Origin of the sequence: Cellulomonas iranensis NBRC 101100 = JCM 18110 (assembly GCF_001552375.1) — a bacterium.
Taxonomy (GTDB): Bacteria; Actinomycetota; Actinomycetes; order Actinomycetales; family Cellulomonadaceae; genus Cellulomonas; species Cellulomonas iranensis.
In genome coordinates this window covers 38,558-53,665 of sequence record NZ_BCRB01000022.1, presented here as the reverse complement: position 1 = coordinate 53,665, position 15,108 = coordinate 38,558, and the positions used below count along the sequence as shown (strand labels likewise).

11 protein-coding genes are annotated in these 15,108 nt (G+C 72.4%); 9 read left to right on the top strand and 2 right to left on the bottom strand.

From position 1 onward, the window contains the following. From CS2_RS06945 to rplL, 3 genes are all read left to right on the top strand, one after another. The coding region (locus CS2_RS06945) for a CHAT domain-containing protein (RefSeq protein WP_156442028.1) at positions 1-1,468 on the top strand (1,468 nt) is incomplete at its 5' end. 355 nt (positions 1,469-1,823) lie between these two features. Beyond that, complete coding sequence (gene rplJ, locus CS2_RS06940; RefSeq protein ID WP_046529003.1) at positions 1,824-2,351, top strand: 50S ribosomal protein L10; 528 nt, start codon at positions 1,824-1,826, stop codon at positions 2,349-2,351. A gap of 93 nt (positions 2,352-2,444) precedes the next feature. Beyond that, the gene (gene rplL / locus CS2_RS06935; RefSeq protein ID WP_046529002.1) at positions 2,445-2,837 is read left to right on the top strand and encodes a 50S ribosomal protein L7/L12; all 393 of its coding nucleotides are present in this window, start codon (positions 2,445-2,447) and stop codon (positions 2,835-2,837) included. A 141-nt stretch (positions 2,838-2,978) separates the two neighbouring features. On the opposite strand, the gene CS2_RS06930 is transcribed toward rplL, so the two are convergent. Both CS2_RS06930 and CS2_RS06925 read right to left on the bottom strand, forming a co-directional pair. Continuing rightward, a complete protein-coding gene (locus CS2_RS06930; protein WP_070319400.1) occupies positions 2,979-3,584 on the bottom strand; it encodes a hypothetical protein in 606 nt (201 codons plus the stop codon). Next, the gene (locus CS2_RS06925) at positions 3,581-3,988 is read right to left on the bottom strand and encodes a DUF4383 domain-containing protein (RefSeq protein WP_046529000.1); all 408 of its coding nucleotides are present in this window, start codon (positions 3,986-3,988) and stop codon (positions 3,581-3,583) included. The genes CS2_RS06930 and CS2_RS06925 overlap by 4 nt, the downstream gene beginning before the upstream one ends. A 375-nt stretch (positions 3,989-4,363) precedes the next feature. Between CS2_RS06925 and rpoB the strand changes: the two genes are divergently transcribed. The 6 genes from rpoB (at position 4,364) to rpsG (ending at position 15,086) form a co-directional block, all read left to right on the top strand. After that, positions 4,364-7,870: a DNA-directed RNA polymerase subunit beta gene (rpoB, locus tag CS2_RS06920; RefSeq protein WP_046528999.1), complete on the top strand. Its 3,507-nt coding sequence runs from the start codon at positions 4,364-4,366 to the stop codon at positions 7,868-7,870. A gap of 127 nt (positions 7,871-7,997) precedes the next feature. Further along, positions 7,998-11,867 carry a DNA-directed RNA polymerase subunit beta' gene (locus CS2_RS06915; RefSeq protein WP_046528998.1) on the top strand — a complete coding sequence of 1,290 codons (3,870 nt, stop codon included), beginning with the start codon at positions 7,998-8,000 and terminating at the stop codon, positions 11,865-11,867. 157 nt (positions 11,868-12,024) lie between these two features. Continuing rightward, positions 12,025-13,470 (top strand): C2 family cysteine protease, encoded by a 1,446-nt coding sequence (locus tag CS2_RS06910; protein WP_070319399.1) that lies wholly within the window; start codon positions 12,025-12,027, stop codon positions 13,468-13,470. Continuing rightward, entirely contained in the window at positions 13,470-13,820 is a 351-nt protein-coding gene (locus CS2_RS06905; RefSeq protein ID WP_070319398.1) for a hypothetical protein, read from the top strand. Before CS2_RS06910 ends, CS2_RS06905 begins: the two co-directional genes overlap by 1 nt. A 421-nt stretch (positions 13,821-14,241) precedes the next feature. Continuing rightward, positions 14,242-14,610 carry a 30S ribosomal protein S12 gene (gene rpsL / locus CS2_RS06900; protein ID WP_013117883.1) on the top strand — a complete coding sequence of 123 codons (369 nt, stop codon included), beginning with the start codon at positions 14,242-14,244 and terminating at the stop codon, positions 14,608-14,610. A 5-nt stretch (positions 14,611-14,615) separates the two neighbouring features. Continuing rightward, a complete protein-coding gene (rpsG, locus tag CS2_RS06895; RefSeq protein WP_046528995.1) occupies positions 14,616-15,086 on the top strand; it encodes a 30S ribosomal protein S7 in 471 nt (156 codons plus the stop codon). Positions 15,087-15,108: the final 22 nt, after the last annotated feature.

Below are 15,108 nucleotides of genomic sequence, written 5' to 3'. Positions count from 1 at the left end.
GGTCCGCGGGCCGCTGCTGCTGCGCGTCCGCGGTCGTCTGGCCGCCGCGACCGCGGCGCACGTGCGCGGCGACGACGCGCGGGCGCTGCGCGAGGCGCGGGCGGGCCTGCGGGACCTCGCGTCGCACCGCTCGGCGCTGCCGACGATGGAGCTGCGGGCCCTCGCCTCGGGCCACGGCGGCGAGCTCGGGGAGGCCGGGCTGCGCGTGCTGCTGCGCACCGGGGACCCGGTGCGCGTCCTGCGGTGGATGGAGCGCACGCGGGCGGCGGCGCTGGCGGCCCGGCTGCCGGTCGCGCCGCCGGGCTCCGACGAGGCGAGCACCGGCGAGGTGCGTCAGGAGGAGGAGGGGGGTGCCGCGGGTCCGTCGCCCGTACCCGCGCAGGACGTGCTGCGCGCGGTCGCGCGGGGGGTCGTCCGTGCGGCGCCGACCGCCACCGGCCCGGTGCTCCCCGCGGGGGCGGCGGAGGCGCCCGCCGACGTCACGAGCACCCCGCCGCCGGCCGCGGCCGCGCTGCGGGCCGCGCTCGACGGGCGGGTCCTGGTGGAGCTGGGGGCGTGCGACGGGCGGTACGTCGCGGTCGTGGTGGACCGGCGTCGCACGCGACTGGTCCCGCTGGCCGCGACGGCCGACGTGACGTCCGCGCTGCGGCCGCTGGTGTTCGCGCTGCGCCGCCTCGCCGACCCGCGTTCGGCGGCGGCGGGTGCGGCGGCCCGCGCGAGCGCCGAGCTCTCGCTCGCGCGGCTGCGCGCGCTGCTGCTCGACCCGTTGGGCCTCGCGGGGACCGAGCTCGTCGTCGTCCCCGTGGGGGAGCTGCACCAGGTGCCGTGGGGCGCGCTGCACGACGCGCCGCTCGCGCTCGCGCCGTCGGCGACGGCGTGGTGGGCGACGGCGGTCGCGCCGCAGCGGCCGTCGACGTCGGTCGTGCTGGTCGCGGGCCCCGAGCTGCGCGGCGCGCGGGAGGAGGTCGAGGTGCTGGCGCGCCTGCACGCGGACGCGCGCGTGCTGGGCCCCGACGCGAGCCGTGCGCGCGACGTCGTGCTCGCGGTCCGGGACGCGGGGCTCGCGCACCTCGCGTGCCACGGCCTGCCGCGCGGCGACAACCCGATGTACTCGTCGCTGGTGCTCGCGGACCGCGCGCTCACGGTGCAGGAGCTGCACGCCGCCGGGGTCGCGCCCCGACGGCTCGTGCTCGCGTCGTGCCACGCGGGGGCCGACGTCGCGTACGACGGCGACGAGGTCCTGGGCTTCGTGTCGGCGATGCTGGCGCGCGGCACGCGGGGCGTGGTCGCGTCGATCGCGGCCGTGCCGGACGTGGAGGTGGTGGACCTCATGGTCGGGCTGCACGCGGGGCTCGCGCGCGGCGAGACGATGGCGCGGGCGCTGCACGCGGCGCGCGAGGGCGTCGACACGTCGTCGCCGGCGGGGTTCGTCAACTGGTGCACGTTCGGGGCGCACGGCGCGGCGTGACGCGGCCGGTGCGCTGTCCCCGGGGTGGTGCGGCGCGCGACGGAGCCGCGGCGGACGTGCGGCGAACGTGCGAGGACGTGCGGCAGCGTGCGCATTTGGTCCTGCCGCGCACGTGCCGTAGTCTCGTGGGGCCCAAGACCGCCGGTCGTCGGTCCGCTCGTCGGACAGGCCGAAGCTCCGCGAGAACGCGGGGGCCAGCGCAGGCGAGAGTTCACCGCACGGCACGTCCGCACGTCCGAGCCTCACGGTTCGAGTGCGTCCCGCCCTGCTCCGAGCCCCGCGCCTGCGCGGGGCTCTCTGTCGTTCTGGGGGTGCGACGCAGACGCCCGGTGGCACCACCATCGGAAGGATTGCCATGGCGAGGCCGGACAAGGCTGCCGCTGTCGCGGAGCTCGCGGAGCGCTTCCGCGGCGCGAACGCGGCCGTGCTGACCGAGTACCGCGGGCTCACCGTCGCGCAGCTCAAGACGCTGCGCAAGGCGCTCGGCGGCAACGCGCAGTACGCCGTGGTGAAGAACACGCTGACCGCGATCGCGGCCAAGGAAGCCGGCCTCGAGGGCCTCGACGACGCGCTCGCGGGCCCGTCGGCGATCGCCTTCGTCACCGGTGACCCGGTCGAGGCGGCCAAGGGACTGCGTGACTTCGCCAAGGCGAACCCCGCACTGGTCATCAAGGCGGGTGTGCTCGACGGGCGCCCGCTGACCGCTGCGGACATCACCAAGCTCGCGGACCTCGAGTCCCGCGAGGTGCTGCTGGCCAAGGCGGCCGGCGCGATGAAGGCCAAGCTCTACCAGGCCGCGTACCTGTTCACGGCTCCTGCCTCGCAGGCCGTGCGCACCGTCGAGGCCCTGCGTGCCAAGCAGGAGTCCGACGCCGCAGCCTGAGCCCGACGCTCCGGCCGCACGCTCTCGTAGCAAGCCCAGCACCCCCCGCCGCCGACGACCGGACGGCGGGTCCGAACGGAAGGAAGCGCCACCATGGCGAAGCTCACCACCGACGAGCTCATCGACGCGTTCAAGGAGCTCACGCTCATCGAGCTCTCGGAGTTCGTGAAGGCGTTCGAGGAGACCTTCGAGGTCACCGCTGCCGCTCCGGCCGCCGTCGCGGTCGCCGCCCCCGCCGCCGGTGGCGGCGCGGACGCCCCGGCCGAGGAGGAGAAGGACTCGTTCGACGTCATCCTCGAGGCCGCCGGTGACAAGAAGATCCAGGTCATCAAGGAGGTGCGCACGCTCACGTCCCTCGGCCTGAAGGAGGCCAAGGACCTCGTGGACGGCGCGCCGAAGCCGGTCCTGGAGGGCGTCAACAAGGAGACCGCCGACAAGGCGAAGGCTGCCCTCGAGGGCGCCGGCGCGACCGTCGGCCTCAAGTGATCCGATCCGGTCGGGGCGCCTGACGCCCTCACCGGTCGAGCACGGCACGAAGCCCGGTCCCCTCGTGGGGGCCGGGCTTCGTGCCGTCCGCGGGGTGCGCGTCCCGGCGGCGGGGTGGTGCGTGCGGGTGGACCGGGCTCGTCAGCCGTGGTGGCCGTGCGCCCCGGGGTCGAGCAGCAGGCCGTGGCTGCCGTGGGGCACGGCGTGCGCGCCCGCCTCGGTGGCCGCCAGGCCGTGCACGGTCGCGGCCGACGCGAGCAGCGCGCCCACGGCGAGGACGCCGAGTCGCGCCCACGGCCCCGGCGCGCGGCCGGCGCGTGCCACCGGTGTGCGCGCCGCGGCCCCCAGCAGGACGGCCCCGCCCAGCGTCAGCGCGCCCGCCGTGACGGCCGCGGTGCCCACGAGGCCCCAGGCGGGGGCCACGACGAGCACGGCCGCCCCCGTCGCGGTCGCCGCCCCCGCGGCGGCGCGAGGGGCACGGCCGGGGCCCCGCAGCGCGGCGACGGCGCCGGCCGCCGTGGTCGCGGCGAGCGCCAGCAGCGCACCGGCGAGCAGCGCGTGGTGCGCGAGGTGGGGGGCCGCGACAGCGATGGTCACGAGCGCGCCGCCGCCGACCGCGAGAGCGCCCGCCGTGCGCGCGCCGAACGACGTCGCGCCCTCGTCGGGCCACGCGGCCCGCGGCCCGGCGACGTGCGCGGACGCGGCGGGCAGCGCGGGCGCCGCGGCGTGGCCCGCGGTGGTCGTCACGCCGTCGCCGTGCGGGGGGCGGTCGCCTTGTCCGCGCCCAGCCCGACCGCGAGCAGCAGGACGGCGCTGGCCAGGTGCAGGACGTTGTCCGCGCCGTTGAGGGCCAGGATGTTGGCGCCCGAGCCGATGAGGAAGAGGCCGAGGACGCCGACCAGCAGGTAGACCGCGCCGATCGTCGTGTTGGTCGCGCGGGCGCCGGCGACCGACCGGGAGGCGAGGAGCAGCGCGAGGCCGATCCCCAGGTGGACGACGTTGTGCAGCGGGTTGACGTCGAAGACGACGAGCGCGTTGCCCTGCTGGCCGGCGAAGGGCAGGCCGCCCGTGACGAGGAAGCCGGCGAGGCCGACGAGCAGGTAGACGGCGCCGAAGACGGTGGCGACGAGCCGGTTCGGGGACGAGGTCATGGCGGGGCCCTTCTGTCGCGGGCGGGTGCCCGGGCCGGCGTGCGCCGGGAGGGTGCGCGGTGCGGCTCCCTCGGGGGTGGTTCGGAGCCGCGGGGCCGGCGGATGGGCGGCGTGCCGCGGCGGCCCGGCTACCGCGTGCGCGTGCGGTGTGCCACCATGTCCGTCGACGGACGGTCGCGAGGCTGCGGCCGTCGCACGGGGTTTACTTCGCGCGCCCGCACGGGTATGCTGTCGCTTTGCGCTGGCCTGTGCCCGCGATCTCAGATATCCCGACCACGATGACGACGTACGTGCGCGTCGCACCGTGGGTCGAGGCGGGGGATCGCGCATCGCCTGGCCGCGCAGCGTGCCACGATCCGCAGGGAAGGACCCCTCTTGGCTGCCTCGCGCATCCCTTCTGCACCGTCCGCCGACGCCATCGCGAACCGCACCGCATCTCGTCGCATCTCCTTCGCCAAGATCCACGAGCCCCTCGAGGTCCCCGACCTGCTCGGTCTGCAGACCGAGAGCTTCGACTGGCTGCTCGGCAACGAGCGCTGGCAGGCCCGCGTGGCCGCCGCGCTCGAGCTCGGACGCAACGACGTGCCGGAGACCGCGGGCCTCGAGGAGATCTTCGAGGAGATCTCGCCCATCGAGGACTTTGGCGGCACCATGTCGCTCTCCTTCCGCGAGCACCGCTTCGAGCCGCCGAAGTACACGGCCGAGGAGTGCAAGGAGAAGGACTTCACCTTCGCCGCGCCGCTGTTCGTCACGGCCGAGTTCGTCAACTACACGACCGGCGAGATCAAGTCGCAGACCGTGTTCATGGGTGACTTCCCCCTCATGACCGAGCGCGGCACCTTCATCATCAACGGCACCGAGCGCGTGGTCGTCTCGCAGCTCGTGCGCTCGCCCGGCGTCTACTTCGAGCGCGTCGCCGACAAGACGTCCGACAAGGACGTCCTCACGGCCAAGGTCATCCCGAGCCGTGGCGCGTGGCTCGAGTTCGAGATCGACAAGCGCGACAACGTCGGCGTCCGCGTCGACCGCAAGCGCAAGCAGAACGCGACCGTCCTGCTCAAGGCGCTCGGCATGACCGAGGGCGAGATCCGCGAGGAGTTCGCCGACTACCCGGCCGTCATCGACACGCTCGAGAAGGACAGCGTCCAGACGCAGGACGAGGCGCTGCTCGACCTCTACCGCAAGATCCGCCCGGGCGAGCCGCCGACCGTCGAGGCCGGCCGCGCGCTGCTCGAGAACTTCTACTTCAACCCCAAGCGCTACGACCTCGCGAAGGTCGGCCGCTACAAGCTGAACAAGAAGCTCGGCCAGGACGCGCCGCTGTCCGACTCGGTGCTGACGCTGTCGGACGTCGTCGCGACCATCAAGTACCTCGCCGCGCTGCACATCGACCGCCCCTCCCTGCCCGGCACGCGCGGCGGCGAGGCGATCGAGGTCCGCGTCGAGCCCGACGACATCGACCACTTCGGCAACCGTCGCATCCGCGCGGTCGGCGAGCTGATCCAGAACCAGGTCCGCACGGGTCTGTCGCGCATGGAGCGCGTCGTGCGCGAGCGCATGACGACGCAGGACGTCGAGGCGATCACGCCGCAGACGCTCATCAACATCCGCCCCGTCGTGGCCTCCATCAAGGAGTTCTTCGGGACGAGCCAGCTGTCGCAGTTCATGGACCAGAACAACCCGCTCGCGGGCCTGACGCACAAGCGGCGTCTGTCGGCCCTCGGCCCGGGTGGTCTGTCGCGCGACCGCGCCGGCATGGAGGTCCGTGACGTCCACACCTCGCACTACGGCCGCATGTGCCCGATCGAGACCCCCGAGGGCCCGAACATCGGCCTCATCGGCTCGCTCGCCACGTACGGGCGCATCAACCCGTTCGGGTTCGTCGAGACCCCGTACCGTCGCGTCGTCGACGGCAAGGTCACGGACGAGGTGGACTACCTCACCGCGGACGACGAGGACCGGCACATCATCGCGCAGGCCAACGCGCCGCTGAACGCCGACGGCTCGTTCGTCGAGGACGCCGTGCTCGTGCGCACCAAGGGCGGCGAGCCCGACCTGGTGCCCGGTGCGACGGTCGACTACATGGACGTCTCGCCGCGCCAGATGGTGTCGGTCGCGACCGCGCTCATCCCGTTCCTCGAGCACGACGACGCCAACCGCGCGCTCATGGGCGCCAACATGCAGCGCCAGGCCGTGCCGCTCGTGCGGTCCGAGGCGCCGCTGGTCGGCACGGGCATGGAGCGTCGCGCCGCCGTCGACGCGGGCGACGTCATCGTCGCGACCAAGCCGGGCGTCGTCACCGAGGTGTCGGCCGACCTGGTCACGGTCGCCAACGACGACGCGACCACGTCGACCTACCGCGTCGCGAAGTTCCGTCGCTCCAACCAGGGCACGAGCTACAACCAGCGCGTGCTGGTCGACCAGGGCGCGCGCGTCGAGGTCGGCTCGGTGCTCGCCGACGGCCCGGCCACGGACGAGGGCGAGCTCGCGCTCGGCCGCAACCTGCTGGTCGCGTTCATGTCGTGGGAGGGCCACAACTACGAGGACGCGATCATCCTGTCGCAGCGCCTCGTGCAGGACGACGTGCTCTCCTCGATCCACATCGAGGAGCACGAGGTCGACGCGCGCGACACCAAGCTCGGCCCCGAGGAGATCACGCGGGACATCCCGAACGTCTCCGAGGAGGTCCTCGCGGACCTCGACGAGCGCGGCATCATCCGCATCGGTGCCGAGGTCGCGGCGGGCGACATCCTCGTCGGCAAGGTCACGCCCAAGGGCGAGACCGAGCTGACCCCCGAGGAGCGCCTGCTCCGCGCGATCTTCGGCGAGAAGGCGCGCGAGGTCCGCGACACGTCGCTCAAGGTGCCCCACGGCGAGTCCGGCACGGTCATCGAGGTGCGCACGTTCAGCCGCGACGACGGCGACGAGCTGCCCGCCGGCGTCAACGAGCTGGTCCGCGTGTACATCGCGCAGCGCCGCAAGATCACCGCGGGCGACAAGCTCGCCGGTCGTCACGGCAACAAGGGCGTCATCTCGACGATCCTCCCGCAGGAGGACATGCCCTTCCTCGAGGACGGCACGCCGGTCGACATCATCCTCAACCCGATGGGTGTCCCCGGGCGCATGAACGTCGGCCAGGTGCTGGAGGTCCACCTCGGGTGGATCGCCAAGCAGGGCTGGGACATCCAGCTCGCCGAGGGCGACGTGCAGTGGCGCGACGGCGTGCCCGAGGTGGCGCACCGCTCCGAGCCCGGCAACCCGGTCGCGACGCCCGTGTTCGACGGCGTGCCCGAGGGGACCCTCACGGGTCTGCTCGACTCGACGCTGCCGAACCGCGACGGCGAGCGGATGGTCAAGGGCGACGGCAAGGCCCGGCTCTTCGACGGCCGCTCCGGCGAGCCGTTCCCGGACCCGGTGTCGGTCGGCTACATGTACATCCTCAAGCTGCACCACCTCGTGGACGACAAGATCCACGCGCGCTCGACGGGCCCCTACTCGATGATCACGCAGCAGCCGCTGGGTGGTAAGGCGCAGTTCGGTGGCCAGCGGTTCGGCGAGATGGAGGTGTGGGCGCTCGAGGCCTACGGCGCCGCCTACACGCTGCAGGAGCTGCTCACCATCAAGTCGGACGACGTCCCGGGCCGCGTGAAGGTCTACGAGGCGATCGTCAAGGGCGAGAACATCCCGGACTCCGGCATCCCGGAGTCGTTCAAGGTCCTGCTCAAGGAGATGCAGTCGCTCTGCCTGAACGTCGAGGTGCTGTCGTCCGACGGCGTGTCCATCGACATGAAGGAGAACGACGACGAGGTCTACCGCGCCGCGGAGGAGCTCGGCATCGACCTGTCGCGGCGCCCGAACGCCAGCAGCATCGAGGAGATCTGAGGCCGAGCCCCGGCCCGGTACCGCACCCCGCACGCGCGGGGCAGCGGGTCCGGGCCGGGCGCCGACACCCCTGTTGCAGATTCGCCGGTGAGCCGTCAGGCCCCGGAACGCGAAGGAAGTAGGAACCTTGCTCGACGTCAACGTCTTCGACGAGCTGCGCATCGGCCTGGCCACGGCCGACGACATCCGTGCCTGGTCGCACGGTGAGGTGAAGAAGCCCGAGACCATCAACTACCGGACCCTGAAGCCGGAGAAGGACGGGCTCTTCTGCGAGAAGATCTTCGGTCCCACCCGGGACTGGGAGTGCTACTGCGGCAAGTACAAGCGCGTGCGCTTCAAGGGCATCATCTGCGAGCGCTGCGGCGTCGAGGTGACGCGCTCGAAGGTGCGCCGTGAGCGCATGGGCCACATCGAGCTGGCCGCCCCCGTCACGCACATCTGGTTCTTCAAGGGTGTGCCGTCGCGTCTGGGCTACCTGCTCGACCTGGCGCCGAAGGACCTCGAGAAGGTCATCTACTTCGCGGCCTACATGATCACGTGGGTCGACGTGGACGGTCGCCAGGAGGACCTCCCGAACCTCCAGAACGAGATCGACCTGGAGAAGAAGGAGATCGCGGACCGCCGCGACAACGACATCAACGCCCGCGCCCAGAAGCTCGAGGCCGACCTGGCCGAGCTCGAGGCCGAGGGCGCCAAGGCCGACGCGCGCCGCAAGGTGCGCGACTCGGCCGAGCGCGAGATGGCGCAGCTGCGCAAGCGTGCCGACGCCGAGCTCGACCGCCTCGAGCAGGTCTGGGACCGCTTCAAGAACCTCAAGGTCGCGGACCTCGAGGGCGACGAGATGCTGTACCGCGCCCTGCAGGACCGGTACGGCAACTACTTCGAGGGCTCGATGGGCGCCGCGGCGATCCAGAAGCGCCTCGAGGCGTTCGACCTGGTCGCCGAGGCCGAGTCGCTGCGCGAGACCATCCGCAGCGGCAAGGGCCAGCGCAAGACCCGCGCCCTCAAGCGCCTCAAGGTCGTCAACGCGTTCCTCACGACGAACAACTCGCCGACGGGCATGGTCCTGGACGCGGTCCCGGTCATCCCGCCGGACCTGCGCCCGATGGTCCAGCTCGACGGCGGCCGCTTCGCCACGTCGGACCTCAACGACCTGTACCGCCGCGTCATCAACCGGAACAACCGCCTCAAGCGGCTCCTGGACCTGGGCGCGCCGGAGATCATCGTCAACAACGAGAAGCGGATGCTCCAGGAGGCCGTGGACTCGCTGTTCGACAACGGCCGCCGCGGTCGCCCGGTGACGGGCCCCGGCAACCGTCCGCTCAAGTCGATCTCCGACATGCTCAAGGGCAAGCAGGGCCGGTTCCGCCAGAACCTGCTCGGCAAGCGCGTCGACTACTCGGGCCGTTCGGTCATCGTCGTCGGCCCGCAGCTCAAGCTGCACCAGTGCGGCCTGCCCAAGCAGATGGCGCTCGAGCTGTTCAAGCCGTTCGTGATGAAGCGCCTGGTGGACCTCAACCACGCGCAGAACATCAAGTCGGCCAAGCGCATGGTCGAGCGCGCCCGCCCCGTGGTGTGGGACGTGCTCGAGGAGGTCATCACCGAGCACCCGGTGCTGCTGAACCGTGCGCCCACGCTGCACCGTCTGGGCATCCAGGCGTTCGAGCCGCAGCTCGTCGAGGGCAAGGCGATCCACCTGCACCCGCTCGTCTGCGCCGCGTTCAACGCGGACTTCGACGGTGACCAGATGGCCGTCCACCTGCCCCTGAGCGCCGAGGCGCAGGCCGAGGCCCGCATCCTCATGCTCTCGAGCAACAACATCCTCAAGCCGTCGGACGGCCGACCGGTGACCATGCCCTCGCAGGACATGATCATCGGCCTGTTCCACCTCACCTCCGACAAGGAGGACCCGCTGGGTGCGGGCCGCTCCTTCAGCTCGGTGTCCGAGGCGATCATGGCGTTCGACCAGGGGAGCCTCGACCTCAACGCGGTCGTGAAGATCCGGTTCGACGACCTCGTCCTCGACGAGGAGACCGCCCCCGAGGGCTGGGAGCCCGGTCAGACGCTGCTGTTCGAGACGACGCTCGGCCGCGCGCTCTTCAACGAGCTGCTGCCGGTCGACTACCCGTACGAGAACGGCGTGGTCGACAAGAAGCGCCTCTCGGCGATCGTCAACGACCTGGCCGAGCGGTACCCGAAGGTCGAGGTCGCGGCGTCGCTGGACGCGCTGAAGGAGGCCGGCTTCCGCTGGGCCACCCGCTCGGGCGTGACCATCGCGATCTCCGACGTCGCCACCCCGGCGATCAAGCAGGAGATCCTCGAGGAGCACGAGGCGCGCGCGGCCAAGGTGCAGGGCCAGTACGACAAGGGCCTCATCACCGACGACGAGCGTCGTCAGGAGCTCATCGAGATCTGGACGAACGCCACCGACAAGGTCGCGAAGGCGATGCAGGCCAACTTCCCGGCCCGCAACACCGTCTTCCGCATGGTCGGCTCGGGTGCGCGAGGCAACTGGATGCAGGTCCGCCAGATCGCGGGCATGCGTGGTCTGGTCGCCAACCCGAAGGGCGAGATCATCCCGCGCCCGATCAAGGCGAACTACCGCGAGGGCCTGTCCGTCCTCGAGTACTTCATCGCGACGCACGGTGCCCGCAAGGGTCTGGCGGACACCGCTCTGCGGACCGCCGACTCGGGCTACCTCACGCGTCGTCTGGTGGACGTCTCGCAGGACGTCATCGTCCGCGAGGAGGACTGCGGCACCGAGCGCGGCCTGACCATGCCGATCGGCGTGGCCGCGGCCGACGGGACGCTGCGCCGGCACGACAAGGTCGAGACGTCCGTGTACACGCGGACGCTCGCGACCGACGTGTCGGTCGGTGACGAGGTCGTCGGCCGTGCCGGCGACGACGTCGGCGACGTCCTGCTGGACCGGCTGCTCGAGGCGGGCGTGACCGAGCTCAAGATCCGCTCGGTGCTCACCTGCGAGTCGCGCGTCGGCACGTGCGCCAAGTGCTACGGCCGGTCGCTCGCGACCGGCAAGCTCGTCGACATCGGCGAGGCCGTCGGCATCATCGCGGCCCAGTCGATCGGTGAGCCCGGCACGCAGCTCACGATGCGTACCTTCCACACCGGTGGTGTGGCGTCGGCCGACGACATCACGCAGGGTCTGCCCCGTGTCCAGGAGCTCTTCGAGGCCCGTACCCCCAAGGGTGAGGCGCCGATCGCGGAGTTCTCGGGCCGCGTGACGATCGAGGAGGGCGACCGCTCGCGGGCGATCGTCCTGACGCCGGACGACGGCTCCGAGGAGATCCGCTACCCGATCACCAAGCGCTCGCGCCTGCTGGTCGGCGACGGGGACCACGTGTCGGTGGGCACCCAGCTCGTCCAGGGTGCGGTGGACCCGAAGAAGGTCCTGCGCATCCTCGGCCCGCGCGCCACGCAGAAGCACCTGGTGGACGAGGTCCAGGAGGTCTACCGCTCGCAGGGCGTGGACATCCACGACAAGCACATCGAGGTCATCGTGCGGCAGATGCTGCGGCGCGTGACGGTGCTCGACTCCGGCGAGACGGGTCTGCTGCCCGGCGAGCTGGCCGAGCGCGGCCGCTTCGAGGACGCGAACCGCAAGGCCGTGTCCGAGGGTGGCCAGCCCGCGTCGGGCCGTCCCGAGCTCATGGGCATCACCAAGGCGTCGCTCGCGACGGACTCGTGGCTGTCGGCCGCGTCGTTCCAGGAGACGACCAAGGTGCTGACCGAGGCCGCGATGTCGAGCCGTTCGGACCCGCTGCTGGGCCTGAAGGAGAACGTCATCCTCGGCAAGCTGATCCCCGCCGGCACGGGCCTGCCCCGCTACCGGGACATCGCGGTGGAGGCGACCGAGGAGGCGAAGGCCGAGCTGTACCCGGCCTTCGGCTACGACGAGATCGACTTCCCGGCGCTCGGCCTGGGCACCGGCGAGGCGATCCCGCTCGAGGACATCGACTTCGGCGACTACCGCTGAGGTCGACCACCTCCCCAGCACGACCCCGAGGGGCCCGTCGGATGCGTCCGGCGGGCCCCTCGGGCGTTCCCGCGCGCCTCGCGTTGGGCCCGCGGGCCCACGCGGTTGGTGCCGTGGTCACTGGCCGGGCGCACCTCGTGGCCCGGAAGATACGGCCATGACCAGGCACGACGCGCGTCGCGACGCGGAGCAGAGGGACGCCGGCGCCGGCGCCGTGGAGTACGTCGGCGTGATCGTCCTCGTCGTCCTGGTCGTGGCGGGCGCCCTCGCGGCCGTCCGCGCGTCCGGGGTGGGCACGACGCTCGCCGAGCGCGTGACGTGCGCGGTGCGGTCGATCGGCACGCAGGCCGGCGACTGCGGCGGCGACGACGCGCCGACCCGGTACGGCGACGACGACGGCGTGCGGGCGCCGGCACCGGCCGCGGACGGCGCGTCGGGTGGCGGGTCGGGCGACCCGGCGGACGGCGCGGGGTCGGCCGAGTACGCCAACGCCGCCACCGACCGGCAGGAGGCCGACCCGGCCCGGGTCGACGCGGCGCTCGACGACGTGCGGGACGCGCTCGAGGGGGGCTTCTGGGGCGTGCGCGGGGGCGACCTCGAGGACGCGAGGACCGCGGTCGCCGGGCTGAACGGGCGTGAGGTCGACGCGCTCGTCGCGGCGATGAGCGACGCGGAGCTCGAGCACTGGGTCGAGCAGATGGAGGAGGGCTGGCTGTTCGGCGGGTGGTCGCGCGAGGAGCGGCGCGAGCTGTGGGAGCTGCTCGCCTCACGGGCGTCGAAGGAGACGCTCGACCGGTTCGCGGCCGTGACCGACGAGCTGCAGCCCAGCTTCGCCGACCTCGGCGGCGACGGCGCGCGCGACGACCCCGAGAGCGTGCGGAACGTCGCGGAGTACGGCGAGGTGCCGCACCAGCTGTACGTCGGTGGCGTCGACCCGGCGGACATCCAGCAGGGGGCGATCGGCGACTGCTGGTGGATGGCCTCGCTGGGGGCCGTCGCGCAGGCCGACCCCGGCGTCATCCGGGACGCGATCACGGTGAACGAGAACGGGTCGTACACGGTGCGTCTGTACGACGACGGCAGGCCTGTCGACGTCACGGTGTCGCCGGAGATGGTGCTGGTCGACGGCGCGCCCGCGCTCGCGCGCTCGCCGCAGTACCTGCTGGACGACGACCGGACGCTCGGCTACGAGGTCTGGCCGATGGTCATGGAGAAGGCGCTCGCGCTGCACTACGGCGACTACGCGGCCATCGAGGGCGGGTGGCCGTCGGTCGGCATGGAGACCCTGACGGGGCGGCCGTCGACGAGCCACGACCCGGGTGACGTGTCGCTCCAGCGGCTCGCGGACACGCTCGACGACGGCGGCGCGATCGGCGTCGCGTCGCTCACCACCGACGGCGCGAAGAAGAGCCCGTACTACGCGGCGGACGCGTCGACGCGGCTGTACGCCAACCACGCCTACTACGTGCAGGAGGTCGACGTGGAGGCGGGTACCGTGACGTTGGTCAACCCGTGGGGGCTGCGGAGCTACGCGCCCGTGACCCTGCCCTACGCCGACTACCTGCAGCAGTTCCGCCAGGTCGACATGAACGAGGTGCGCTGATGTCCCTCCATCGACGGCTCGCGTCGGTCGCGGTGCTGCTCGCGGTCGTCGGGGGGCTCTCCGCGTGCGGGGACCAGGCGTCCGAGCCGCCCGAGGGGGCCGCGCGCCTGCGGGAGAACGTCCCGACCACGGTCGACGGCGTCGTGCTCGTGGCCGCGAACGTCTGGGACGACTCGATCGTGCTGACGGCGGACGACGGCGAGGGCGCGGCCGAGGACGCGGGGATCGCGGTCGGTGAGCGTGCGACGCTCAAGGGCCGCACCTACGAGCTGGTCTCGGTGCACGAGGACACCTCCTCGTCGGCGCCGGGCGGGTCGGGCAGCTACGCGTGGGTGCTCCCGGTCGAGTGAGGTCGGCCGCGTCGGGACCGGGGCGCGGCCACCGGACCGGCGCTCGACGCCGCGTGGGCGGGCGCCACGTGCGCGTCTGGTGCGTGTCGGCGGGGGTGGCCTGCTCCTTTGACGGGCCTGGTGGTGCGCGGTAGCGTAGGACACCGTGCCCGCGCCGTCGGGCCCTTGTGCGTGCACGCGGCCCGACCCCACTCGTGGGGTCGCGGCGAGCGGCACCGGGTGGCTGGCCCACCTCCCACGGAACGCGTCCTGCGGGACCGTCCGCGCGGGAGGGGAGCGAGCGACACGCCCGGGCGCGGGGGTCGGTGCGGGACTCGAGACCTCCGGGGTAGCCGTACGACGGGCGGCGATCCGGGACGAGCCGGCCGTCCTGGGTGACGGGTGCCGGTCAGACCAGAGAACACCGACAGACGGAGACGTAGTGCCTACGATCCAGCAGCTGGTCCGCAAGGGCCGGCAGGCGAAGACGAACAAGTCGAAGACGCCTGCCCTCAAGGGCTCCCCCCAGCGACGCGGTGTGTGCACCCGCGTCTACACGACCACCCCGAAGAAGCCGAACTCGGCGCTCCGCAAGGTCGCGCGCGTCCGCCTCTCCTCGGGCATCGAGGTCACGGCGTACATCCCGGGTGTCGGCCACAACCTGCAGGAGCACTCGATCGTGCTCGTGCGCGGCGGTCGTGTGAAGGACCTGCCGGGTGTCCGCTACAAGATCGTGCGCGGCGCGCTCGACACGCAGGGCGTGAAGAACCGCAAGCAGGCGCGCAGCCGCTACGGCGCGAAGAAGGGCTGAGACAGATGCCTCGCAAGGGTCCCGCTCCGAAGCGGCCGCTGATCGTCGACCCGGTCTACGGATCGCCCGTCGTCACGCAGCTCATCAACAAGATCCTCCTCGACGGCAAGAAGACCGTCGCCGAGTCGATCGTCTACGGCGCCCTCGAGGGCGTCCGCGAGAAGACGCAGTCCGACCCGGTCGTCGTGCTCAAGCGCGCGCTCGACAACGTGCGTCCCGCGCTCGAGGTCAAGTCCCGCCGCGTCGGTGGTGCGACCTACCAGGTGCCGATCGAGGTCCGCCCCGTGCGTGCCACGACGCTCGCGCTGCGCTGGCTCACGGACTACTCGCGGGCCCGCCGCGAGAAGACCATGACCGAGCGCCTCATGAACGAGATCCTCGACGCGTCCAACGGCCTCGGTGCCGCGGTGAAGCGCCGTGAGGACATGCACAAGATGGCCGAGTCCAACCGGGCGTTCGCGCACTACCGCTGGTGACCTCGCCGCCGCGGCGGGCCGG

Coding starts and splice junctions, on each gene's coding strand:
- rplL (WP_046529002.1), top strand. CDS start 2,445: ATGGCGAAGCTCACCACCGACGAGCTCATCGACGCGTTCAAGGAGCTC.
- CS2_RS06910 (WP_070319399.1), top strand. CDS start 12,025: ATGACCAGGCACGACGCGCGTCGCGACGCGGAGCAGAGGGACGCCGGC.
- rpsG (WP_046528995.1), top strand. CDS start 14,616: ATGCCTCGCAAGGGTCCCGCTCCGAAGCGGCCGCTGATCGTCGACCCG.
- rplJ (WP_046529003.1), top strand. CDS start 1,824: ATGGCGAGGCCGGACAAGGCTGCCGCTGTCGCGGAGCTCGCGGAGCGC.
- CS2_RS06905 (WP_070319398.1), top strand. CDS start 13,470: ATGTCCCTCCATCGACGGCTCGCGTCGGTCGCGGTGCTGCTCGCGGTC.
- CS2_RS06925 (WP_046529000.1), bottom strand. CDS start 3,988: ATGACCTCGTCCCCGAACCGGCTCGTCGCCACCGTCTTCGGCGCCGTC.